This window comes from Rhodococcus sp. BP-261 (genome assembly GCF_019835205.1).
Lineage (GTDB): Bacteria > Actinomycetota > Actinomycetes > Mycobacteriales > Mycobacteriaceae > Rhodococcoides > Rhodococcoides kyotonensis_B.
The window spans coordinates 77,643-100,769 of record NZ_JABUCO010000004.1 but is presented as its reverse complement, the minus strand read 5'-3'; the positions used below and the strand labels follow the sequence as shown (position 1 = coordinate 100,769).

The following is a 23,127-nucleotide window of genomic DNA, read 5'->3' as shown; positions in this document are numbered from 1 at the left end:
ATACAGATGACAAGTTCCACGGTGCCCTCGTCCGCCGAGGTGAAGCCGAAGAAGACGCTCCGCAAACTCGCACCGAAACCCACTCCGGAGACGGCGTTCTACTGGGCCGAGGCTGCGGCGGAGCGACTGGTGGTGCAACGTTGCCTGGACTGCAGAACCGCGTACTTCTATCCCCGGGATTTCTGCCCCGCATGCAATTCCGGCAACGTCGAATGGATCGAATGTTCGGGGCGTGCGTCGCTGTACAGCTACGTCATCGAACACCGCCCAGGACCAGGATTCGAGGACGAGGGGCCCTACGTCGTCGCCGTAGTCGAACTGGAGGAAGGACCACGCATGATGACCAACATCGTAGGCGTCGAACCCGATCCCGATCTGTTGCCGCTCGACCTCGATCTCGTCGTCCGCTTCGAAGAACGCGGTGACATGAAAGTTCCCGTGTTCGGGCCTGCCGGGAGTGCGTCGTGAGTACCGGTGTCGTGATCGTCGGCGCGGCCGAGACGGACGAGATCGGGACGCTGCCGCACCGGTCGACACTCGGGTTGCACATCGAAGCAGCACGAAATGCGTTGGCAGACTGTGGACTACACCCGAAAGATGTCGACGGCATCGCAGGGGTCTCGATGCCGGGGCCGCTGTCGGTGGCTCACAGCCTCGGCATCGAACCACAATGGATGGATACGACGAGTGTCGGTGGGACGTCATTTCTGACGCACGTCCGTCATGCGGTTGCCGCGTTGAGCACCGGTCAGTGTTCGGTCGTATTGATTACCCACGGCGAATCCGGCCGGTCGAGAGTCGGTGCGCCCGCGTACGCACCGGATGCGGCGTCGTTGCCAGGCCAATTCGAGGCGCCGTACGGAGTCACGGGACCGCCGAGTCGATTCACGCTGCCATTCCTGCGGTTCATGAAGGAGACGGGCACGCAGGCGCGACATCTCGCCGATGTGGCTGTTGCGCAGCGCAAGTGGGCGAGTATGAACCCCAGGGCGAAGTTCCGCGACCCGATCACCGTCGACGACGTGCAGAATTCACCGGTCATCGCGTGGCCGTTCCATCTACTCGAATGCTGCCTGGTCACCGACGGTGGTGGAGCACTCGTCCTGACGACCGTGGACCGGGCGCGTGATCTCGACGTCCCGACCGTCGAGATCCTCGGCACCGGGGAAGGATACGAAGGGCCAGGAATATCGATGATGGAGGACTTCACCTCTTTCAAGGGATTCAAAAAGTCGGGGGCTGCCGCGTTCCGATCGGCGGGTCTGTCACCGTCGGACATAGACCACGTCATGATCTACGACGCCTTCGCCCATCTTCCGCTGTACGGATTGGAAGATCTCGGGTTCGTGGGGCGCGGGGAAGCCGGCGAATTCGTGCGTGAGGGGCATACGTCGCCAGGTGGATCGTTGCCGGTCAACACCAACGGCGGTGGTCTGTCCTATACGCACACCGGGATGTACGGGATGTTCGCGATTCTCGAATCGGTCCGGCAGTTGCGCGGGGATGCTCCAGCCCAGGTGGACGGTGTTCGAACGAGCCTCGTACAGGGCAATGGTGGCATGTTCGCGGCAGGGGCGACCCTTGTTCTCGGTGCGGCATAGCCGGGGCAGCCCTTCCCGGCTTGACCGCGTCTCAATTCTAGAATTACGCTCTTCCGATGTGGTACGTAAAGTGGGCGCGGGGGATTTCGTGACCGACAGAGATTCGTCGCCGACGACATGGCAGTGGGCCAAGACCGGTGAGACGCAGAGAAAGTTGCTCGACGCCGCGCAGACAGTGTTCGCGGAAGCTGGTTTCTTGAACGCCAACATCTCCGAGATCGTGGAGAAAGCAGGGTCGAGCACGGGAAGCCTCTACCACCACTTCGGTGGTAAAGCGGAACTGTTCAGCGCGCTGTGGGATCGACACAACTCCGCACATCTCGAACAGGTTCGTGCCGCAGTTCTCGAGCAACGCCGTTCGGGTACGACGGACCCCCTGGAACTGTTCTGTATCGGTGCCCGCGCTTACCTTGCGGGAAGTTGGCAGCGTCGGGACGTCGCCCTGGTCTTCGTCGACACGGATGGACCGCCTGGGTTCGAAAAACTACGGCGAGACAACCGAATCGAGTGGATTCGCCAGAACTCGGCGCTTCTCGGCCCCGGGAACGACAGTGAGCACCGCATCACGCTCGGGGTGCTGACTGACATCATCGTCGAGTCTGCGAGGGAAGTAGTGCTGAACTGCAAAACCAAGCGGCAGGCGAACGTCGTCGCCGACATCATGTGCGACTTGATACGGCGGATCGCGGCGAACTGACGCCTGAGTTCGTGGCATCGATGGCCCGTGGCATCCGATAGACGGTTGCCGCGGGCCATCGATGCTCTGCGGGAACAACTTTCGTGACTTCGGGTAGCGACTTACGTCAAATATTCGAGTAGCATTCTAGAAGTACCTTCTAGAGAGGTTGCCATGTTGACATCGAGAACTGAAGTTCCCCAGGTAGGCGTTGCGGTGCGGGTGGCGCCGCGAGTCGAGTGGTTGCTCGCGCCGAACGCCGGCGCGTGGACATTCGAGGGCACCAATACCTGGATAGTGGGGGACCCGTCGGCGGCAACCTGTGCGGTGATCGATCCTGGCCCGGACGACGGGCGTCATGGGGAGGCGCTTCGTGCCACAATCGGTGACCGCATAGTGACGGAAGTTGTTCTGACGCACGGGCACGACGATCATGCCGGTGCGCTGGCGTCGCTCGTGGGCGAAACGGGTGCGGCTGTCATCGCCGCTCGCCGGCCGGACGGCGCCCCCACCGCGCACGACGGTGACCGGCTGACGCTCGCGGGTGCGGTGGCCGCAAACATCGTATCGACTCCTGGGCACACTCGGGATTCGTTGTGTGTCCATCTGCCCGACGACAGGGTGGTGTTCACCGGTGACACGGTGTTGGGCGCAGGTTCTCCCGTCGTACATCCGAAGCTGCTGCGGAGCATGCTCGACAGTCTCCGCGCGCTCGAACGAATCGGTTCGACGAACACAGTGTCGGTCCTCCCGGGGCACGGCCCGGTCCTCCCGGATCTCGCAGCCGCGGTCAAGCGTCGAATCGACGCGCGGCTCAGAAGAATTCATCAGGTCGACGGCCTCCGGAGCCAGGGATACTCGGCCGTCCCGGTGATGGTCGAGCGGATGTATCCGCATCTGGAGCACCCGGACGTGGTCAAGGCAGCGCACAGTTCGGTACAGGCAATGCTGACGTTCCTGGACGAGGAGCAGCCCGAGGGGCAGGTGTCGGAACAGGATCGACAACGATGACCGCGAGACCGGACACCGACGCAGAATGCTCGCACGACACAGCGCGATCCGAACGCGACGTCATGCGCGATGCGTGGCGGACGCTCAGTGTTGTGGCGTTCGCCAGCATGGTCATCGGCATGTCGGGGAGTGCGCTGAATGTCGCACTGCCGACTGTTGCAAGGCATTTCGACGCCAGCAGCCTCGCCGCCAGCTGGATTCTTCTCGCCTACATGCTCACCAACACCGTGTTGTTGGTGGCATTCGGGCGTATGGCGGACATGTTCGGACGCAGGACGATGTACCTCACCGGTCTTGCGTTCTACACCGTGGGCAGCGTTGCGTGCGGGCTCGCCCCCAATGCCTGGTGGCTGGTGGGATTTCGGGTGATCCAGGCTGCGGGCGGCGCGATGTTACTGACCAACAGCGCGGCTCTCGTCACCGCCGCTTTTCCCCGCCGGCGCCTCGGCGAGGGCATGGGCATATACCTCGCGTCGTTCTCCATCGCTCAGTTGTGCGGACCGACACTCGGCGGTCTGCTCGCCCAGCAGGCTGGTTGGCAGTGGGTCTTCTGGTTCAACGTCCCGATCGGAATCATGTGTCTGATCTGGGGGTTCGTCGCACTGAAACCCACGCCGCGTACCGGTCGTTCGTACTCGCTCGATCTGCGTGGCAACGCCATGATTCTCGTTGCTCTGACGTGTGGTCTAGCGGCGCTGTCTCAGGCCACATCGCTCGGATGGTCCCACCCACTCGTCGTCGGCGGGCTGTTGATCAGCGCAACGATCGTCCCACTGTTCCTGTGGTTCGAGAAGTCCGTGGACGATCCGTTGATCGACATTCAATTGTTCAAGCACTGGCCGTTCGGGTTCGGGCTGCTCGCGTCTTTTCTCAACTCGATCTCGCAAAGTGGCGTCGTTCTGTTGATGGCACTGTATTTCCAGGCGGTTTCGGGTGTCACACCACTCGTCGCGGGAGTGATGGTGTTGCCAGTGGCGGTCGCCGCGTTGACGGCATCGCTGAGTTCGGGTCCGCTGCAGCGCATCGTCTCGGCGTCGACGCTTGCCGTGATCGGCAATGTCGTCACCGTGGTGGCGCTCGTCGTACTGTTCGTGGGAACAACCGGGCGAATGCCGCTCTGGGTGCTCCTCGTGGGGTTGGCAATAGCCGGATTCGGTTCCGGCCTGTTCATGCCGTCCAATGCGACCGCGATCATGGGCGACCTGCCCGACGAACGGCTCGGCATCGCAAACGCCATGCGACTGTTGCTTCAGACGAGTGGATTCGTCGTCGGTACCGCAGTGATTCTCTCCGTCGTGACCAGTGCACTTCCCCTGGAACTACGAAAGTACGTGTTCGCCGGCACGATCAGCGAGATCTCGGATGCGGCCGTCGAGCAGCTGCTCACCGGCTACGGCCGAACAGTCGCCGCGATGGTCGCGGTAGCGGTCCTCACTGTCGGGGTCTCGCTCTTCGCCCGACACTCCCGCATCGTCGATCGGCGATGATCAACCGTGCGGGAGTGCGGCGAGGTGGTGCTTACTTCAGCGCGCGGTTGACCGCCGAGACGACTGCGCGCAGAGACGCCGTCGTGATGGAGGTCGCGATGCCGACGCCCCAGACGGTGACGGCATCGCCGTCGGGTCCGGTGACCGAGGCTTCTACGTACGCGGCGGCCTGGGCGTCGTCGCCCGCCGACATGGCGTGCTCGGAGTAGTCGAGGACGCCGATGTCGTAGCCGACGGTGGAGAGGGCGTCGACGAAGGCAGCGAGCGGTCCGTTGCCGTGGCCGTTGATGTCCTGTTCGACGCCGTCGATCTTCACCGTCGCGACGATCTGGTCGGTGCCACCGTCGGTTTCGGCTGCGATGACCTTCTGCTTGATGCGCTCGAGCGGGCGGATCGGGCTCAGGTACTCGTCGGCGAAGACGTCCCACATCTCCTTCGGCGACACCTCGCCGCCCTCACCGTCGGTGATGCGCTGAACGGCCTGCGAGAACTCGATCTGCAGTCGACGCGGCAGCGCGAGACCGTGATCGGACTTCATGATGTAGGCGACGCCGCCCTTGCCCGACTGCGAGTTGACGCGGATGACGGCTTCGTACGTGCGTCCGACGTCCTTCGGGTCGATCGGCAGGTACGGAACCTGCCACAGGATGTCGTCGACGTCCGAATCCTGCTCGTCCGCAGCAACTTTCATCGCGTCGAGGCCCTTGTTGACGGCGTCCTGGTGGCTGCCGGAGAACGCGGTGTAGACCAGATCGCCGCCGTAGGGGTGCCGCTCGTGCACCGGCAGCTGGTTGCAGTATTCGACGGTGCGGCGGATCTCGTCGATGTTGGAGAAGTCGATCTGCGGGTCGATACCGCGCGTGAACATGTTCAGGCCCAGCGTCACCAGGCATACATTGCCGGTGCGCTCGCCGTTGCCGAACAGGCATCCCTCGATACGGTCGGCGCCTGCCTGGTAGCCGAGTTCGGCTGCGGCGACACCGGTTCCGCGGTCGTTGTGCGGGTGCAGCGACAGAATGATGCTGTCGCGACGGTTCAGATTGCGGCTCATCCACTCGATGGAGTCCGCGTAGACGTTCGGCGTCGCCATCTCGACCGTGGCGGGCAGGTTGAGGATGATCGGCTTCTCGGGCGTCGGATCGATGATGTCGACGACGGCGTCGCACACCTCCTTGGCGTACGCGAGCTCGGTGCCGGTGTACGACTCGGGCGAGTACTCGTAGCGCCAATCGGTGTCGGGGTAGTTCGCGGCGACCTCGAGGCACTTGCGTGCGCCGTCGGTCGCGATCTTCTTGATGACGTCGCGGTCGGCCTTGAACACGACGCGACGCTGCAGGATCGACGTCGAGTTGTAGAAGTGCACGATGACGTTGCGTGCGCCCTCACAGGCCAGGTAGGTGCGCTCGATCAGCTCGGGGCGACACTGCGTCAGGACCTGGATGGTCACGTCGTCGGGAATGGCCCCGTCTTCGATGATCTCGCGAACGAAATCGAAGTCGGTCTGGCTGGCGGACGGAAATCCGACCTCGATCTGCTTGTAGCCCATGCGGACGAGCAGATCGAACATGCGACGCTTGCGCGCCGGGCTCATCGGGTCGATCAGCGCCTGATTGCCGTCACGCAGGTCGACGGCGCACCACTGGGGTGCACGGTCGGTGACCTTGTCGGGCCACGTGCGGTCGGGGAGCGTGACGGGCTCTACCTCTTCCGCGAACGGGCGGTAACGGTACGTCGGCATCGACGAGTTCTTCTGTGTGTTCCACACAGGCTGGTCGCTGGGCGCGGGGCGCGACGGCGGGGTGATGGTGCGCGATCCGGACGTGAATGCGTCAGCTGGTGACATGGTCTCATCTCCGAGTTCTGGCTGAATTGATGATCGACCGGCGCGATGAAACCCCGCGACGGGAAGCCAGTCTGGATCAGACCCCGTCGCGGCGATCAAGAAGAAGCGCGCGCTGCATGTCTGCGAGTGTACTACCGGCCACAAGCCTCCGACGGCCGGGTTGGTTCGCAGATCAGTCCGGAAGCCGCCTGAGCTCGACGAGCGTGAGGCCGAGAGCGTCGAAGCGAGCCAACATTCCGCGGAGTGCGGTCTCGTCGTCCAACGGACCGAACAGGCGGGTGTAGGGCTGCGGAATCGGGGAGACGGCCAAGTCCGGGAACGCGGCCATCGCGCGTTCGGACAACGAACCTTCGACGACGAATTCGTAACGGACCCCTCCTGGAAAGGCGTCGGCCTGCTGCGCCATGGTGCCGCTCCTTCTCGGATCCGCACTTCGAGTGTCGCTTCCAAGAATGCCTGGTAGCAGAGCGTCGGGTCATCACCCGCAGATGGTGATAAGCGGCTTCGCCGCGCGCACGAGCTACAGCAAACCCAGCTCGTGCGCAGCAGCGATCGCGTCCCGCCGCGACCGCACCTCGAGCTTGCGATAGATGCCGCGTAGGTGCGTCTTGATGGTGTTGACCGAGACGAAGTGGTCCGACGCTATCTGCTCGGCGGTTCGCCACGACGGCAGCTCCCGCAGGAGTTCGAGTTCGCGCGGAGTGAGCGTCGTCGACGACCGGGGTTCGACGTCGGGGTGCCGGTGCGGAATGGCGGTGCGGGCCGCGTCGGCGAACGCTTCGAGCCGACCGAACCGGCCGTGGTTACGCGTCAGGACGTCGCGCACGTTCTGCCCGGCCTCGGCGAACGGGCGCAGAATCCGTTCCGGCTCCGCCAGCGCGAGCGCGCGCGTGGCGAGCTGGAACGACTTCGTCGGATTGCGGCGGGTGAGCGCGATCGACGACGCCGCGAGCAGTGCTCGGATCAGCGTGACGGGACTGACGCATCGTCGCGAGCCGTCGACGACCGCGGCGAGTTCGGATTCGGCAGCATCGAGTCGGCCCGCACGGCGATGGACGTCGGCGGCGAGGAGAGAGATCTCGCCGGTCCGGCCGAGCCGCCTCGACGTCACACCGACGAGTTCTGTGGCCCACAGCGACTCGCCCGCCGCGAAGTACTTCTGCTGCACGACCGGAACGAGTAGTGCTTCGAGTCCCGGGATGACGGGCCGTTCGTACTCGATCCATTCCCGTCCGACCTTCGGAACACCGTGCGCATCGGTACGGGTTCCGAGCGCACTCGCGGCACGGCGACCGTACTCGGCGACAGCAGGTTCCGCCGCGAGACCGATGGTGGCCCACAGCGTCGTCGAATGCGTGACGGCGTCCATCCGCAGATGCGCGACGACCGCTGCGAGCGACAGTGCGGCGTCGGCGATCTCGGTGTCGGCGATCCCATGACGACGTGCGTGCTCGACGGCGGCGCGGGAGCCCCGCAGCGCGTCGTCGAGGTGACCCCCCAGTAGTTCGACGGCGGCCGCGGCGGTCATACACATCAGTGCAGTCCGGTGCAGCCGTCCGGCGCGGGCGTTGGCGGTGGCGTCGGACAACAGCTTTCGGGCCTCGGACGTTCGCCCGAGATACATTCGCGCGATGCCCGCGGTCGCCAGTGTGAAGGCGTCGAGGCCTGGGTCGTCCGCCCGTCCGATGTCGAGCATCTCGAGCTTGTCGAGTGCAGCACGGATGTTCCCGGTCTGCATCGCAGCCTGCACCTCGAGAGTGCGATGCAGCAGCTCCGAACGGTCGTCGACGCGGCCGTCGGTGGCATGGCCGCGCAGTGCCGCGAGGGTCGACATCGCAGGTGCGGTGTCACCGACCGTCAGATGTGCTGCGGCACCGAGCAATCGACCGTACGCCGATTCGGCGACGGCGCGTGGCCCGTGCTCGAGGGCTCGCAGGATGACGTCGGAATGCCCTTCGAGGACGAGATCGAGCCCGGACGTCGTCAACGTCGCGACGGCCGCGGGACCGTCGCCCGAATGCATGCTGTGTTCCAATGCCTGCAGTGGCTGCTTCGACGCCGTGAACCAATGTGATGCAACGGTTTCGAGATTTCGAACCTGTTCGACGCCCCATCGATACATCTCCGCGCGCAGGTACTCGCGCATGAGGGGGTGATAGCGATAGGTCGGTGTCGGCCCCGGAGTCTCCTCGATGAGGAAGTTGCGCGCCAACAGCATGTTCAGTGTCTGCCGGACCTCGCGGCTGCCGGTGAGTTGTTCCGCGAGATCGACGGTGAACCACGCGGGAACCGATGTCTCGACGAGGAACCGGCGGACCGCGGGCGTCAGGCCTTCGAGAACCTCGCTGACGAGATAGTCCGCGACGCTGTGCTGCGAGCCGGTGAACCGATCGACCGTCGAACCGGGATCGGGGCTGTCGGCGAGTGTCATCGCGGCCATCCGCAGGCCGGCTGCCCATCCCTGCGTTCGTTCGATCACTGCGTCGAAAGCATTGCTGCTCAACAGAATTCCTGCATTTGCGAACATCGTGTCGGCTTCGGCTCTCGTGAAGGCGATGTCGACCGAACCGATGTCGCGCACACGTCCGTCGAGTCTGAGCTTCTGCAGAGCGAGCGGCGGCTCGTATCGGCCCGCGACGACCGTGCGCAGTCCGCGGGGCGGCCAGTGCAGGAAGTTGCCCAGTGCAACGAGAACGTCGGGGTCGTGCAGAAGATGAGCGTCGTCGAGAACGAGCACGACCGGGACGTCGACGCCGTCGAGCGCAGCGAACAGCAGTGCACTGAAGTCGTCGTACCCGGGTTCGCTCGGTGCGGGCAGTTCCGCAACGGCATCGGCGACCTGGCTCGATCCGCTCTGCATCAACGCCGACACCACGCACGATCGGAGAGTCGCGAGCGAATTGTCCGTCTCGTCGACGGACACCCACGCGACGGCCGTGTCCGTCGCGGCGAACGCATCGGCCAACCAGTCGACGAGCAGCGTCGTCTTGCCGGAACCCGCTGGGGCCGTGAGCAACATGACCGTGCCCGGCTCCGCGACGGCGACGTCCAAAGACTCGATCAGCCGGCCGCGACGGATGGTGGCTCCGGGGCGCGCTGGGACCCGGCATCGTAGATGCGGCACAGCACAAGGCAACGCGGTCATCCGATCGACCCTCCCGACGGTATGGCGCACGCGGGCCGATGGAGTGCCGATGGCCCGACACGGTGAGCTTGGTCCGTACCTCGTTGGCGGACCCGCCAATAGTATTACCGTTCAGTCGGATTCGGGTCGGTGAACCGAGAAGGTCTTCCGGCACCGATTGTTTCGAGCCGCCGGATGGGAGTGGCCGTCGGGAAACGAACGCTTTATCGGCCCGGAGGTTTCGATTCTCGGCCTCGATCGAACCGCTCGTGCTGTTTCCGGGCGGAGTCGAGATCGTCGATTCTGGTGAGCCAGTCGTCCGATGCGACGCCGGGGCCGTCTTCCGACCCTACCGCGCAATGGGCGAGCAGTTCGTACCCGAGTCGATCGACCTCGACGTGCCGTCCCCACCGCGCTTCCGTCCAGCGACGGTCGTTGTGCGCGGCTTCCGCCCCCGCGAGCGCCGAGTTGATCAATTCGAACTGCAGATCGCGGCGGAGTTCCATGCACACCGGATCCGACGGACGCGACGTCGACAGACACTGCGTGAGACGACGGGACAGTTCGAGCACCCGCCCGTCGGACCACCCGAGTGCGCGTCGGAAAGCATGTCTCTGCGCTCCCCACAGCGCGGCGAACGCGACGGCGACGCCCAGGAACGTCTCGACGATCCGGTCCACGACGACGGCACCTGTCGAGAAGTCCGGGTGCGACAGCGTGCCGATCGTCAGTGCGAGCGGCGTGATGAACACGACGGCGAGGCCGTAGTTGCGAGGCACCGACACCTCGATGAAGAACTGCAGTGCCATCACGACCAGGATGACCCCGGCGCCGTGAACCGGCGCGAGTTGCAGCCCGGCGAACACCGCGACGCCGAGCACGGTGCCACCCAGCCGCAGCAGACCGCGGTAGCTGCCGTGGATCCTGTCCGGACCTTGTTGCAGAACGAGAACAGCGCCGAGTACCGCCCAGTCCGGCCTCGGCAATCCCAGCGCGACGGTCGATCCACCGGCGACGACGGCAGCGCCGAACACCCGGACCGACGTGGCGACGGCGTGAGATCGACGGTCGAGCGACCGTGCCAGGCGGTAGCGGACGCTCGGGCGGTCGAGCGGAAGTGTGTCGCTCACGGGCTCGAACACCGTGTCGGAGCTGCTCCCCGCCCGCAGCGCCGCAGCGAATCGGTGGTGGGCGTCGAACAACGTCTCGACGAGGGCGGGCCGCGGCGATCGGCCGGGGAGACCGGCGTCGTAGACCGCTTTCCATGCCGTGTGCAACCGCGAGCCGGCGATTCTTCTGGCGCTCGGATCCTCCAGGTAACCGTCGACGGCGGTGACCGCCGCCGCGACGGCCTGTTGCTCGGGCGCACGAGGTGACCACAGCATGGCCGTCATCGAGACGACGGCAGCGGTGACGGCGCCTGCTGCCGCCCAGGCTGCTGCCGTCGTCGGCGATATGTGGGCGCTCGGGAGATACGACGACACCGCGCACACCAGGACGAAGAAGAATGCGCCCGGGATCCCGATGCGCAGCGCAGCCACGACGTAGACGGCGATCGCTGCGACGAGCGACAGCACGAGAACCGGAACCATAGCGACCTCGACCGTTCCGGCGGACGCGCCGACGAACACCGACGTGACCAGCGCGGCTCCCGCCGTCGACACGACCCGCCACCTGGCTCGATACGGTTTCCCCTCGCCGTAGATCACCGCGAAGCTCCCGGCGACGACTAGAAGTACCGCGTCCTGGTGACCGAGAAGCCACGCGATCGACGCCGGAATCCCGAAGGCCACCGCGGCCCTGACGCCACCCGGCCATTTGCGTCCGGCCGACGGCAGACCGAACAGCATGCGCCGCGCACTGGGCCGCGGAGGCAGTGTCAGACCGTTCACTCGAACACATGCTAGAGCCCAGGCGAACAGGGATGTCCCAGGTAGCGACCGTCACCCTCGGCACGCCCACCGGTAAGGTGTTCGTCGATCACTGCCTTGAACCAGCGATAACAGCGGAGGTACACACGCGTGGCTCTCATCGTCCAGAAGTACGGTGGATCGTCGGTGGCTACCGCCGAACGCATCCGACGCGTTGCTGAACGAATCGTCGAGACCAAGAAGGCGGGCAACGACGTCGTAGTCGTCGTCTCCGCCATGGGTGATACCACCGACGAACTCCTCGACCTGGCCGAACAGGTCTGCCCGGCGCCCCCGGCGCGCGAGATGGACATGCTGCTGACGTCGGGTGAGCGCATCTCCAACGCCCTCGTCGCCATGGCGATCCATTCGCTCGGCGCCGAAGCGCGATCCTTCACCGGCTCCCAGGCGGGCGTCGTCACCACCAGCGTGCACGGCAATGCCAAGATCATCGACGTCACCCCGGGCCGCGTCCGCGACGCGCTCGACGAGGGATCGATCGTGCTCGTCGCCGGCTTCCAGGGCGTCAGCCAGGACAGCAAGGACGTCACGACGCTCGGACGCGGCGGCTCGGACACGACGGCCGTTGCCCTGGCAGCGGCGTTGAACGCCGACGTCTGCGAGATCTACACCGACGTCGACGGGATCTTCACCGCCGATCCGCGCATCGTTCCCAACGCTCGCCATCTCGACACCGTCTCGTTCGAGGAGATGCTGGAGATGGCCGCGTGCGGAGCGAAGGTGCTCATGCTGCGCTGCGTCGAGTACGCGCGTCGATACAACGTTCCCGTACACGTTCGCTCGTCGTACACCACGAAACCCGGAACCGTCGTTTCCGGATCTATGGAGGACATTCCAGTGGAAGAAGCCATTCTCACCGGCGTCGCGCACGATCGAAGCGAAGCCAAGGTCACCGTCGTCGGCATCCCGGACTCCCCGGGCTACGCGGCCAAGATCTTCCGTGCCGTCGCCGACTCCGAGATCAACATCGACATGGTGCTGCAGGGTGTCTCCAAGGTCGACACCGGCAAGACCGACATCACCTTCACCTGCCCGAAGGCCGACGGCCCCACGGCCGTCGAGAAGCTGACGAAGCTGCAGTCCGAGATCGGCTTCGCGCAGGTGCTCTACGACGATCACATCGGCAAGGTGTCGCTCGTCGGCGCAGGCATGAAGAGCCACCCCGGCGTCACCGCGACGTTCTGCGAGTCGCTCGCCGCCGCAGGCGTCAACATCGATCTCATCAGCACGTCGGAGATCCGAATCTCCGTGCTGGTCAGCGATACTCAGCTCGACGACGCAGTCCGCGTACTGCACGAGGCATTCGATCTCGGCGCCGAGGAAGAAGCCGTCGTACACGGAGGTACAGGACGATGACAGTAGTTGCAGTCGTAGGCGCGACCGGCCAGGTCGGTGCCGTCATGCGCACCCTGTTGGAGGAGCGCAACTTTCCGGCCGACACCGTGCGTTTCTTCGCGTCGGCGCGTTCGGCGGGCAAGAAGCTGCCGTTCCGCGGCGAGGAGATCATCGTCGAGGACGCGTCGACCGCGGACCTCAGCGGCATCGACATCGCTCTGTTCTCGGCGGGCGCCACGCTGTCTCGCGAGCAGGCACCGCGCTTCGCCGAGGCAGGCGCCGTCGTCATCGACAACTCGTCGGCCTTCCGCAAGGATCCCGAGGTTCCCCTCGTCGTCAGCGAAGTCAACCCGCAGGACGCGAAGAACCCGCCCAAGGGCATCATCGCCAACCCGAACTGCACCACGATGGCCGCGATGCCGGTGCTCAAGGTGCTGCACGACGAGGCGGGTCTGCAGCGTCTGATCGTCTCCAGCTACCAGGCCGTCTCCGGTAGCGGACTCGCAGGCGTCGAGGAACTCGCGACGCAGGCACGTGCCGTCATCGGTGACGCGGAGAAGCTGGTGCACGACGGAAGCGCCGTCGACTTCCCGGCACCGAACAAGTACGTCGCGCCGATCGCGTTCAACGTCCTGCCGTTGGCAGGATCGCTCGTCGACGACGGCAGCGGCGAGACCGACGAGGACCAGAAGCTGCGCAACGAGTCGCGCAAGATTCTCGGGTTGCCCGACCTGCTGGTCAGCGGAACGTGTGTGCGTGTCCCGGTCTTCACCGGCCACTCGCTGTCGATCAACGCGGAGTTCGGCAGCCCGCTGTCGGTCGAGCGTGCGCGCGAGCTGCTGGCGTCGGCGCCCGGTGTTTCTCTCGTCGACGTTCCGACGCCGCTCGAGGCTGCGGGCAAGGATGCGTCGCTCGTCGGCCGAATCCGTCAGGACCCGGGTGTCCCCGAGGGCCGCGGACTCGCGCTCTTCGTTTCCGGCGACAACCTGCGCAAGGGTGCTGCTCTGAACACCATTCAGATCGCGGAGCTGCTGGTCTAGGCGGCTTCGCCGCTCGTGAGCAGAAATGTGTAGTGGGCTACGCATTTCTGCTCACGAGCGCCGCCAGGCGCCTACTGTGGTCGCCATAGGGGGTGCGTGTGGACGGAATTTCGCGCAGAACTGCTCTCCGCCTGGCCGCGTTCGGCACTGCCGCGGCACTGGTCCCGGCCGTTCGAAGTGCCGGAGCTCAGGACATCTTCGGCGGCCACAGCCCGCTGCTGTTCCATTCCCCGCCGCTGCGGCCCTTCGCCGACGAGCTGCCCCGGCTCCCCGTCGTCAGCGGGACGACTCTCGCACTCGACGCGCACAGCAGCGCCCACTCCTTCCATGCCGATCTGCCGCCGGCTCCGACCTTCGGGTACGGCGGACTCGACTATCTGGGCCCGACCGTCGAGAGTGTCCAAGGGCAACCCTGGACGCTGCAGTACACCAACACGACGCAGGGCAATCCGCTTGCCGCGGACATGGATATGTCGCTGCACGCGATGAGCGAGCACGACCGACACATGACGCCGACGTCGCTGCACCTGCACGGCAGCATCACCCCGCCTGCCAGCGACGGACACTCCGAGATGTTGGTCTATCCGGGAGTGTCGCTCACACAGAGCTTTCCGGGGCTGAACGAGGCGGCCGGACTGTGGTACCACGATCACGCGATGTCGATCACGCGCATCAACGTCTACGCCGGTCTCGCGGGCATGCATCTCGTTCGAGACCGATACGACACCGGCGGGCCGGACAATGCGCTCGGGTTGCCGTCGGGTGAGTTCGAGATACCTCTGATACTGCAGGAAAAGATCATGAATCCCGACGGGAGCATGAGCATTCGAACGAACGTCACTGTGCCACAGGGAAGATGGGAAGGCGGCGGCACCGGAGACGTCGGCGTCGTCAACGGAAAGATCTGGCCGACGATGGAGGTCGCGCGCGGGTTGTACAGGTTCCGGATCGTCAACGCCGGGTCGTACTCGGTGTGGAATCTGTTCCTGTCCAACGGGATTCGGTTCTGGGTGATCGGAAACGATGCCGGATTGCTCGACGCGCCCGTCCTGGCCGACAGCGTCCGACTGGCGCCGGCGGAACGCGTCGACGTGCTCGTGGATTTCGGAGCTCTGCAGCCGGGCGAGGTCGTCGAGCTACGCAACGACGAGCCGCCGCCCGCGCAGGCCGCGTCGTTGGGTGCGGTGCCGATGCCGCTGTTCTGTCAGTTCAGGGTGGCGTCCGGACGAGGGTTCGTCGGTGACGTCATGACGATGTACCGCGGCGGCAAGGGGCAACCGGCGCTGCTGCCGCCACCTCCGACGCCGACGGTGCAGCGCACGGTGACCGTCAATCAACCGTCGACCGGATTGTCTCTCGAGACGCCGATGATGAACCTGAACAACCTGTTCTACGACTCGCCGGACATCGAAATGCCTGCTCAGGGCACCGTCGAACAGTGGAGCATCGTCAACACGACGGTCGAGCCGCATCCGATCCACCTGCATCTGGTGCACTTCCGGACGGTGGGCAGGGCGCCGATCGACCTGAACGCGTACACCCGGGACAATCCGCGACCGAACGTCGGCGTCAGGTGGGCGCCCGACGTCGAGCGATACATGACGGGTCCGCTGGCGCCACCTGCGGCATGGGAGGCGGGTGCGAAGGACACCGTCAACACGTATCCGGGCACGGTGACGCGGATACTGGTGCGCTTCCTGACGGCCGACGAGCTCGGATTCGACCCGGACGCAACATTTTCCGCGCCGGCGGGTGGGCACGAGATGAGTGGGCACGACATGGGTGGCCATGGGAGCGGCGGCGGTGAGTTGCGGGGCTACATGTGGCATTGCCACATGCTGGACCACGAGGACCACGAGATGATGCAGCGTTTTCGGGTCGTGCGCTGACGCACCCGTGCGTGCTTGGTTGCACTTTGGGCCAACTATCCGCGCACGGATGGCGCAGCCGCACTAAAAAGCAGTCTGGACTGTTTGTTGTTTTCGCGTTATCGTCGTTCCTGTGACCCACAGCACCGAAGCACCTCCGCGGCGCACCCAGGCGGAACGGGCGGCAGGCACGCAGGCCAAACTGCTCGACGCGGCGATCGACTGCCTCGTCGAGCTGGGCTTCGCGAAGACCAGCACCCAGGAGATCGCCCGACGCGCAGGCGTGTCCCGCGGCGCCCAGCTGCACCACTTTCCGACCAAGGAAGCGCTGGTCACCGCCGCGGTCGGCCATCTCGTCGACAAGCGACTCGCCGAGATTCTCGCGACCGAACCGGATCCTGAACGCGGCCTCGAGGTGCTGAGCGACGCGTTCTCCGGCCCGCTGTTCTACGCGGCGCTCGAACTGTGGGTCGCAGCGCGAACCGATCCGGCGTTGCATGCGGCGATGGTCCCGCTCGAACGCCGCGTCTCCGACGCCATCATGGGCGGCGCGACAGCGATCATGGGCAGCCGTATGACCCGGGAATCGATCGAACTCAGTGTCGAGTTGGCCCGCGGACTTGCCGTGTCCGCTCTGTTCCGAACCCCCGAATCCGACGCCACTCTACGTGCCCGGCTTCTGCCGGCATGGGAAGACAAGGTGATGCAGTGACTGCAATCGAAGGAACGTTGCCGGAGTCGGTCCAGGTACTCGTCGTGGGTGCCGGATTCGCCGGAATCGCCGCTGCAGCACGGATTCTCGACGACGACCCGAGCGCGGACATCCTCGTCATCGAGCGTGCCGACGACGTCGGTGGTACGTGGCGCGACAACACCTATCCGGGGTGCGCGTGCGATGTGCCGACGTCGTTGTACTCGTTCTCGTTTGCTCCGAGCCCCGACTGGACCCACACGTTCGCCCGTCAGCCGGAGATCTACCGGTACCTGCGCGGCGTCGTCGACTCGCTGGGACTGCGGCGACGCATCGTCACGGGATGTGAACTGCTGTCGGCGACATGGGATTCGGTTACGCAGCGGTGGACCGCGGAAACGTCGCACGGAACGGTCACGGCCACGGTTCTCGTCGCCGCCACAGGCGCATTGTCGACTCCGAAATTTCCGAACGTGCCCGGGATCGAGAAGTTCACCGGCACGATGTTCCATTCGGCGACATGGAATCACGAGCACGATCTGACGGGTCGCCGTGTCGCGGTGATCGGCACCGGGGCGTCGGCGGTGCAGTTCGTGCCCGAAATCGTCGACCGCGCACAGCGTCTCACGGTGTTCCAGCGCACGCCCGCGTGGGTCGTTCCGCGTCTGGACCGCACGCTCGGCAGGCTGGAAAAGGCGCTGTACCGACGCTTCCCGGCAACGCAGAAGGCGGTTCGCGGCGCGATCTACGGCTATCGCGAGGCCTACGTCAGCGCCCTGGCGCACCACCCGGGCATCCTTCCGCTGGTCTCGAACGTCGCCAAGATGCATCTGCGCAGGCAGGTCAAGAACCCGGTCAAACGCGCCGCGCTGACACCGGACTTCATGATCGGCTGCAAACGTATGCTGCTGTCGAACGATTGGCTGTCGACGCTGGACCGCGACGACGTCGACCTCGTCGACAGTGGCCTCGCCGCCATCGGGGAGAACTCGGTGACCGACGCCCGAGGCAACGAGTACGACGTCGACACCATCATCTTCGCGACCGGGTTCACTCCGACCGAACCGCCTGTGTCGCACACGCTTCGAGGCGTCGACGGCCGTACGCTCGCCGAGGTCTGGGGTGGCAGCCCGAACGCCTACCGCGGAACGACCGTACACGGGTTCCCGAACCTGTTCCTCATGTACGGACCCAACACCAACCTGGGACACAGCTCCATCGTCTACATGCTCGAGTCTCAAGCCAACTACCTGGTGTCGGCGCTGCAGCAGATGCGTCGGCACGACATCGCGGTCATCGACGTCATGAAACAGTCGCAGGTGCAGTACAACTCGTGGATTCACGACTCACTGTCCGGAACCGTATGGAACGCAGGCGGGTGCTCGAGCTGGTACCTCGACTCGGAGGGCCGTAACCCGGTGATGTGGCCGACCTACACGTTCACCTTCCGCAACTCGACCCGCACGTTCGACGTCGACGAGTACACAACGATCCCCGCCTCGAAAGGTGCGACGGTATGAGCGATTACGACGTTCTGATCATCGGATCCGGTTTCGGCGGAAGCGTCGCGGCGCTGCGTGCGACCGAGAAGGGCTATCGTGTCGGCGTTCTCGAATCGGGCCGACGGTTCGCCGACGACGAGTTGCCGAAAACCAGCTGGCGTCTGCGGAAGTACCTCTGGGCGCCCGCCCTCGGCTGCTACGGCGTGCAGCGGATCCACCTGCTGCCGGATGTGCTGGTCATGGCGGGAGCCGGCGTCGGCGGCGGTTCGCTGAACTACGCGAACACGCTGTACCAGCCGCCGAAACGGTTCTTCGAGGACCCGCAGTGGGGCCACATCACCGACTGGCAGCGCGAACTGGCGCCGTACTACGACCAGGCCAAGCGCATGCTCGGCGTCACGACCAATCCGACGATCACGCGGTCGGACAAGGTCATGAAAGAGGTGGCCGAGGACATGGGCGTCGGCGAGACGTTCACCAGCACGCCGGTCGGTGTGTTCTTCGGCGACGCGGGCAAGACGTCGCCTGATCCGTTCTTCGGCGGTGTCGGCCCGACGCGGACCGGGTGCACCGAGTGCGGTTCGTGCATGACGGGATGCCGCGTCGGCGCGAAGAACACGCTCGTCAAGAACTACCTCTACCTCGCCGAACAAGCTGGGGCAGAGGTGCATCCGCTGACGACGGTCACCGCCGTCGGGCCGGCAGAGAACGGCGGCTACGAGGTCGTGACGCGTCGTACCGGCGGCAAGGTGCGTCGAGCGGAAAAGGTGCTGACGGCCGACCAGGTCGTGTTCGCGGCCGGCACCTACGGCACGCAGAAGCTCTTGTTGGCCATGAAGGAAACGGGACAGCTGCCGTGTCTGTCCGATCGCATCGGCAGTCTCGTCCGCACCAACTCCGAGGCTGTGCTCGCTGCAACCGCGCGCGGACGCGACGTCGACTACACCGAGGGTGTGGCGATCACGTCGTCGTTCCATCCCGACGATCACACGCACATCGAGCCGGTGCGATACGGCAAGGGCAGCAACGCGATCGGACTTCTCCAGACCGTCCTGAGCGACGGCGGCGGAAGGACGCCACGAATTCTCAAGACGCTCGGCGTCGCGCTGCGGCATCCCGGCGCCGCAGTCCGTAGCCTGTCGGTGCGCCGATGGTCAGAACGCACCGTCATCGCACTCGTCATGCAGACCGACGACAATTCGCTCGAACTCGGCTCGAAGAAGGGCTGGTTCGGTCGGCGTCTGACGAGCCGACCGGGTGCGGGAGATCCGCCGCCGCAGTGGATTCCGCAGGGCCACGAGGCAATTCGACTGCTCGCCGACAAGATCGACGGTGATCCGGGTGGGTCGATCGCCGAGATCGTGAACATCCCGATGACGGCCCATTTCCTGGGCGGGTGTGCGATCGGGGATTCCGCCGAGCGTGGCGTCGTCGACGCCTACCATCGCGTGTACGGCTACGAGGGGCTCCATGTCGTCGACGGGTCGGCGGTCAGTGCGAACCTCGGAGTCAATCCGTCGCTGACGATCACGGCGCAGGCCGAGCGTGCGATGGGGCTGTGGCCGAACAAGGGCGAGCAGGATGCGCGTCCTGCCGTCGGGACGCCGTACCGCGAGGTCGCCCCGACGGCGCCGACGCGGCCCGTCGTGCCGGCTGCCGCACCGGGTGCGCTGAGACTCCCACTGCTGCAGGGAGGGTCGTCATGTGGAGCGTGATCGAGTCCGAAGCCGACCACGGCGACTGGCCCGACAGTCCGCCGCCGCCGTGGCCTGCGGAAGTTCGGGCGACGATCTGGTGGCATCGTGCGACCGCCGCGGGACGGGAACTGCTGCCCGAGGCTTCGCTGCCGGTGACGGTCGCGATGGTCGTGGACTACGCGAGTTCTCCCGTCGGCCCCTACCGCGAGATCCTCGCAAGCCCGACGCTGCGACGCCCGGGCGGTGGACACGGGAAGCTTCCTCGGTTGGCGGTGCCGTTCATCGCCGTCGACTCCGATCGCTCCGTGCACGGCGGCAGAACGCACTGGCAACTGCCGAAGGTCCTCGCCGATTTCGACGGTGACGTGCTGGGGGAGTCGCGCGCCGAGGGGCCGGACTGGTCGGTGGCCACCACGGCGTCGAGACGCGGCCCGACGTTCCCGATGAAGGGCGGAATCGGGTTCTCGCAACCCGTCGACGACGAGTTCCTGATCGCGGGCTCCCGTCTGACCGGCAAGGCGCGGCTGTGCCGCGTGACGGTCGACGCGCAGGGCCCGACGCTGGGCTCGTGGCTGAAGTCGGGCACGCATCTGGGTCTGCAGATCGTGTCGGGGAAGATGACGACGGGCCCATCGCGCCTGGTCACGGTACCGGAGGACTGACAGGCTCCCCGCTTTCTTGACTAATTCCAGAAAAGCGGCATACTCGAATGCATGCCCAAGGACGACGTGACCACGGATCCGGCCGCGCTGCTGCGCAGCGTCGGTCTCCGTGTCACCGGTCCGCGTGTGGCAGTCCTGAATGCAGTCGCAGCCCGGCCGCATTCGGATGCCGACGACGTGGCAGCGGTGGTACGGGCCGAAACCGGTTCGGTGTCGACGCAGGCGGTCTACGACGTGCTCCGCGCGTGTGTGAAAGCCGGTCTGTTGCGACGCATCGAGCCGGCCGGATCTCCTGCGCTGTACGAGACCCGGATAGGCGACAACCATCACCACCTCGTGTGTAGAAGTTGTCAGAAAGTGGTCGACGTCGATTGCGCGATCGGCGCGGCGCCGTGCCTCGACCCGTCGGATTCCCAGGGATTCGTCGTCGAGGAAGCCGAAATCGTGTTCTGGGGGCTGTGTTCCGAGTGTGTCTCGGCAGCGCGTGCTTCCGCAGCGAACGTTTCGGTTACCGGTACCCCGTAGTTCCATGCACTGTTCTTGCCTTCCGAGCCAGCCCCTCGGAAGGCGCCCAGCCAACCGACCAGGAGGCATGCAGACATGACCAACCCCACGACCACCAACTCCGGCATTCCGGTTCCCAGCGACGACCAGTCGCTGACCGCAGGCACGCAGGGGCCGATTCTGCTCCACGATCACTACCTGATCGAGAAGATGGCGCAGTTCAACCGTGAGCGTGTGCCCGAGCGAGTGGTGCACGCCAAGGGTTCGGGCGCGTTCGGCGTTCTCGAGATCACAGAGGACATCTCGCAGTACACGAAGGCCGCGGCCCTGCAGAAGGGTGTGACGACCGAGGCACTGGCACGGTTCTCGACGGTGGCAGGCGAGCAGGGTAGCCCCGACACCTGGCGTGACCCAAGGGGTTTCGCGCTCAAGTTCTACACAACCGAGGGCAACTGGGACCTCGTCGGCAACAACACGCCGGTGTTCTTCGTCAAGGACCCCATCAAGTTCCAGGACTTCATCCGAAGCCAGAAGCGCATGCCCGATTCCGGTCTGCGCGACCACAACATGCAGTGGGACTTCTGGACGCTCTCTCCCGAATCGGCGCACCAGGTGACGTGGCTGATGGGTGATCGCGGTATCCCGCGCAGCTACCGTCACATGGACGGGTTCGGTTCGCACACATACCAGTTCATCAACGCATCCGACGAGCGTTTCTGGGTCAAGTTCCACTTCAAGACCAACCAGGGCATCGACTTCCTGACGCAGGAGAAGGCCGACGAGCTGGCGGGTACGTCGCCCGACAACCACCGTCAGGATCTGTTCGGCGCCATCAAGGAAGGCAACTTCCCGAGCTGGGACTTCTACATTCAGGTCATGCCGTACGACGACGCGGAGAACTATCGGTACAACCCCTTCGATCTGACGAAGGTCTGGTCGCAGAAGGACTACCCGAAGATCAAGGTCGGCAAGCTGACGCTGAACCGCAACCCGGAGAACTTCCACGCGCAGATCGAGCAGAGCTCGTTCGAGCCGTCGAACCTCGTGCCAGGCATCGCTGCCAGCCCCGACAAGATGCTGCTCGGCCGGATCTTCTCCTACGCCGACGCGCACCGATACCGCATCGGAACCAACTACGCGCAGCTGCCGGTCAACGCGCCGAAGTCGCCGGTGAACACCTACTCGAAGGAGGGGTCGATGCGGTACGCGTTCAACTCTCCCGAGACGCCGGTCTACGCGCCGAACTCGTACGGCGGACCGCATGCGGACAGCGCGAAGTACGGCAACGACGGATCCTGGGACTTCGAACCGCGATTCGTGCGCACCGGGTACGTCGAACACCCCGAGGACGGCGATTTCGTCCAGGCGGGCATCCTCGTTCGCGAGGTCATGGACGACGCGCAACGAGAACGCCTGGCGTCGAACATCATCGGACACGCACTCAACGGAGTGACCGAGCCGGTTCTGCAGAGGGTCTTCGAATACTGGCGCAACGTCGACGCCGATCTCGGCAAGAAGGTCGAGGAGGGTGTCCGCGCAGGGCAGTCCGACGCGGCCCCCACCACGAGCCAGTCGCCTACCACCCCCGGTGACGAAGCCGAAAAAGTATGATCCTCTCACCAACAGGAGGTAAGAGATGACCAACCCCATCACCAGCACCCTCGACGCCGGACAGCAGAAAATTGCCGGAGATGCCTTGCAGGGCACCGTCGTCGACCTGATCGATCTCTCGCTCATCGCCAAGCAGGCGCACTGGAACGTGATCGGAAAGAACTTCCGATCCGTGCACCTCGCTCTCGACGAGTTGGTCACTGCGGCACGTGATTTCACCGACGAGGCAGCCGAGCGCGCCACCGCGATCGGTGTCAGTCCTGACGGCCGCTCCGAGACGGTGTCGGCAACCGCAGGCACCAAGGGCTTCGGCACCGGATGGACGAAGGACGACGAGGTGACGGCCGCCGTCGTCGACAACCTCGCTGCCGTCGTCGATCGGCTGCGTGGACGCATCGCCGACACCGAGGCCGCGGATCCGGTGACGCAGGACCTGCTCATCGCCATCACCGCTCGCCTCGAGCAGCTGCACTGGATGTGGCAGGCGCAGGTCTGACCTGTCGTTTCACGGTAGAAGGGGACTCCTCGTTCGAGGGGTCCCCTT

19 protein-coding genes are annotated in these 23,127 nt (G+C 65.2%); 15 read left to right on the top strand and 4 right to left on the bottom strand.

What is annotated here, in order from left to right:
- Positions 1-6: 6 nt before the first annotated feature.
- The 5 genes from HQ354_RS06185 to HQ354_RS06165 all read left to right on the top strand — a co-directional run bounded on the left by HQ354_RS06185 (position 7) and on the right by HQ354_RS06165 (position 4,775).
- Entirely contained in the window at positions 7-468 is a 462-nt protein-coding gene (locus HQ354_RS06185) for a Zn-ribbon domain-containing OB-fold protein (protein WP_167675722.1), read from the top strand.
- Positions 465-1,601, top strand: a complete 1,137-nt coding sequence (locus HQ354_RS06180; protein ID WP_167675719.1) for a thiolase — start codon at positions 465-467, stop codon at positions 1,599-1,601. The genes HQ354_RS06185 and HQ354_RS06180 overlap by 4 nt, the downstream gene beginning before the upstream one ends.
- Before the next feature lie 88 nt (positions 1,602-1,689).
- Entirely contained in the window at positions 1,690-2,298 is a 609-nt protein-coding gene (locus HQ354_RS06175) for a TetR/AcrR family transcriptional regulator (RefSeq protein ID WP_167675717.1), read from the top strand.
- 153 nt (positions 2,299-2,451) lie between these two features.
- A complete protein-coding gene (locus HQ354_RS06170) occupies positions 2,452-3,288 on the top strand; it encodes an MBL fold metallo-hydrolase (RefSeq protein ID WP_167675715.1) in 837 nt (278 codons plus the stop codon).
- Positions 3,285-4,775 carry an MFS transporter gene (locus HQ354_RS06165; protein ID WP_167675713.1) on the top strand — a complete coding sequence of 497 codons (1,491 nt, stop codon included), beginning with the start codon at positions 3,285-3,287 and terminating at the stop codon, positions 4,773-4,775. The genes HQ354_RS06170 and HQ354_RS06165 overlap by 4 nt, the downstream gene beginning before the upstream one ends.
- Positions 4,776-4,806: 31 nt before the next feature.
- Here HQ354_RS06165 and leuA read toward each other — a convergent pair whose 3' ends face one another.
- The 4 genes from leuA to HQ354_RS06145 all read right to left on the bottom strand — a co-directional run bounded on the left by leuA (position 4,807) and on the right by HQ354_RS06145 (position 11,634).
- A complete protein-coding gene (gene leuA, locus HQ354_RS06160; protein WP_068423641.1) occupies positions 4,807-6,618 on the bottom strand; it encodes a 2-isopropylmalate synthase in 1,812 nt (603 codons plus the stop codon).
- Between the two features lie 172 nt (positions 6,619-6,790).
- Positions 6,791-7,024 (bottom strand): hypothetical protein, encoded by a 234-nt coding sequence (locus HQ354_RS06155; protein WP_167675711.1) that lies wholly within the window; start codon positions 7,022-7,024, stop codon positions 6,791-6,793.
- 114 nt (positions 7,025-7,138) lie between these two features.
- Positions 7,139-9,763 (bottom strand): LuxR C-terminal-related transcriptional regulator, encoded by a 2,625-nt coding sequence (locus tag HQ354_RS06150; protein ID WP_222634406.1) that lies wholly within the window; start codon positions 9,761-9,763, stop codon positions 7,139-7,141.
- A gap of 203 nt (positions 9,764-9,966) precedes the next feature.
- A complete protein-coding gene (locus HQ354_RS06145; RefSeq protein WP_222634407.1) occupies positions 9,967-11,634 on the bottom strand; it encodes an FUSC family protein in 1,668 nt (555 codons plus the stop codon).
- Between the two features lie 129 nt (positions 11,635-11,763).
- Here HQ354_RS06145 and HQ354_RS06140 point away from each other — a divergent pair, with 129 nt between their 5' ends.
- The 10 genes from HQ354_RS06140 to HQ354_RS06095 all read left to right on the top strand — a co-directional run bounded on the left by HQ354_RS06140 (position 11,764) and on the right by HQ354_RS06095 (position 23,079).
- Positions 11,764-13,029: an aspartate kinase gene (locus HQ354_RS06140; RefSeq protein ID WP_068426679.1), complete on the top strand. Its 1,266-nt coding sequence runs from the start codon at positions 11,764-11,766 to the stop codon at positions 13,027-13,029.
- A complete protein-coding gene (locus tag HQ354_RS06135) occupies positions 13,026-14,048 on the top strand; it encodes an aspartate-semialdehyde dehydrogenase (protein WP_068426676.1) in 1,023 nt (340 codons plus the stop codon). Before HQ354_RS06140 ends, HQ354_RS06135 begins: the two co-directional genes overlap by 4 nt.
- A 98-nt stretch (positions 14,049-14,146) precedes the next feature.
- Positions 14,147-15,937 (top strand): multicopper oxidase family protein, encoded by a 1,791-nt coding sequence (locus HQ354_RS06130; RefSeq protein ID WP_167675707.1) that lies wholly within the window; start codon positions 14,147-14,149, stop codon positions 15,935-15,937.
- A gap of 112 nt (positions 15,938-16,049) precedes the next feature.
- Positions 16,050-16,628: a TetR/AcrR family transcriptional regulator gene (locus tag HQ354_RS06125; protein WP_068426668.1), complete on the top strand. Its 579-nt coding sequence runs from the start codon at positions 16,050-16,052 to the stop codon at positions 16,626-16,628.
- Positions 16,604-18,127, top strand: coding sequence for an NAD(P)/FAD-dependent oxidoreductase (locus HQ354_RS06120; protein ID WP_167675705.1), 1,524 nt, complete (start codon positions 16,604-16,606; stop codon positions 18,125-18,127). Before HQ354_RS06125 ends, HQ354_RS06120 begins: the two co-directional genes overlap by 25 nt.
- A complete protein-coding gene (locus HQ354_RS06115) occupies positions 18,124-19,824 on the top strand; it encodes a GMC oxidoreductase (RefSeq protein WP_222634408.1) in 1,701 nt (566 codons plus the stop codon). Before HQ354_RS06120 ends, HQ354_RS06115 begins: the two co-directional genes overlap by 4 nt.
- On the top strand, positions 19,812-20,468 hold the full coding sequence (locus tag HQ354_RS06110) for an acetoacetate decarboxylase family protein (protein ID WP_167675701.1): 657 nt from the start codon (positions 19,812-19,814) through the stop codon (positions 20,466-20,468). The genes HQ354_RS06115 and HQ354_RS06110 overlap by 13 nt, the downstream gene beginning before the upstream one ends.
- Positions 20,469-20,519: 51 nt before the next feature.
- The gene (locus HQ354_RS06105; RefSeq protein ID WP_068426659.1) at positions 20,520-20,993 is read left to right on the top strand and encodes a Fur family transcriptional regulator; all 474 of its coding nucleotides are present in this window, start codon (positions 20,520-20,522) and stop codon (positions 20,991-20,993) included.
- Between the two features lie 75 nt (positions 20,994-21,068).
- A complete protein-coding gene (locus HQ354_RS06100) occupies positions 21,069-22,583 on the top strand; it encodes a catalase (RefSeq protein WP_167675697.1) in 1,515 nt (504 codons plus the stop codon).
- 25 nt (positions 22,584-22,608) lie between these two features.
- Positions 22,609-23,079 carry a Dps family protein gene (locus tag HQ354_RS06095; protein WP_068426653.1) on the top strand — a complete coding sequence of 157 codons (471 nt, stop codon included), beginning with the start codon at positions 22,609-22,611 and terminating at the stop codon, positions 23,077-23,079.
- The last annotated feature ends 48 nt before the right edge of the window (positions 23,080-23,127 follow it).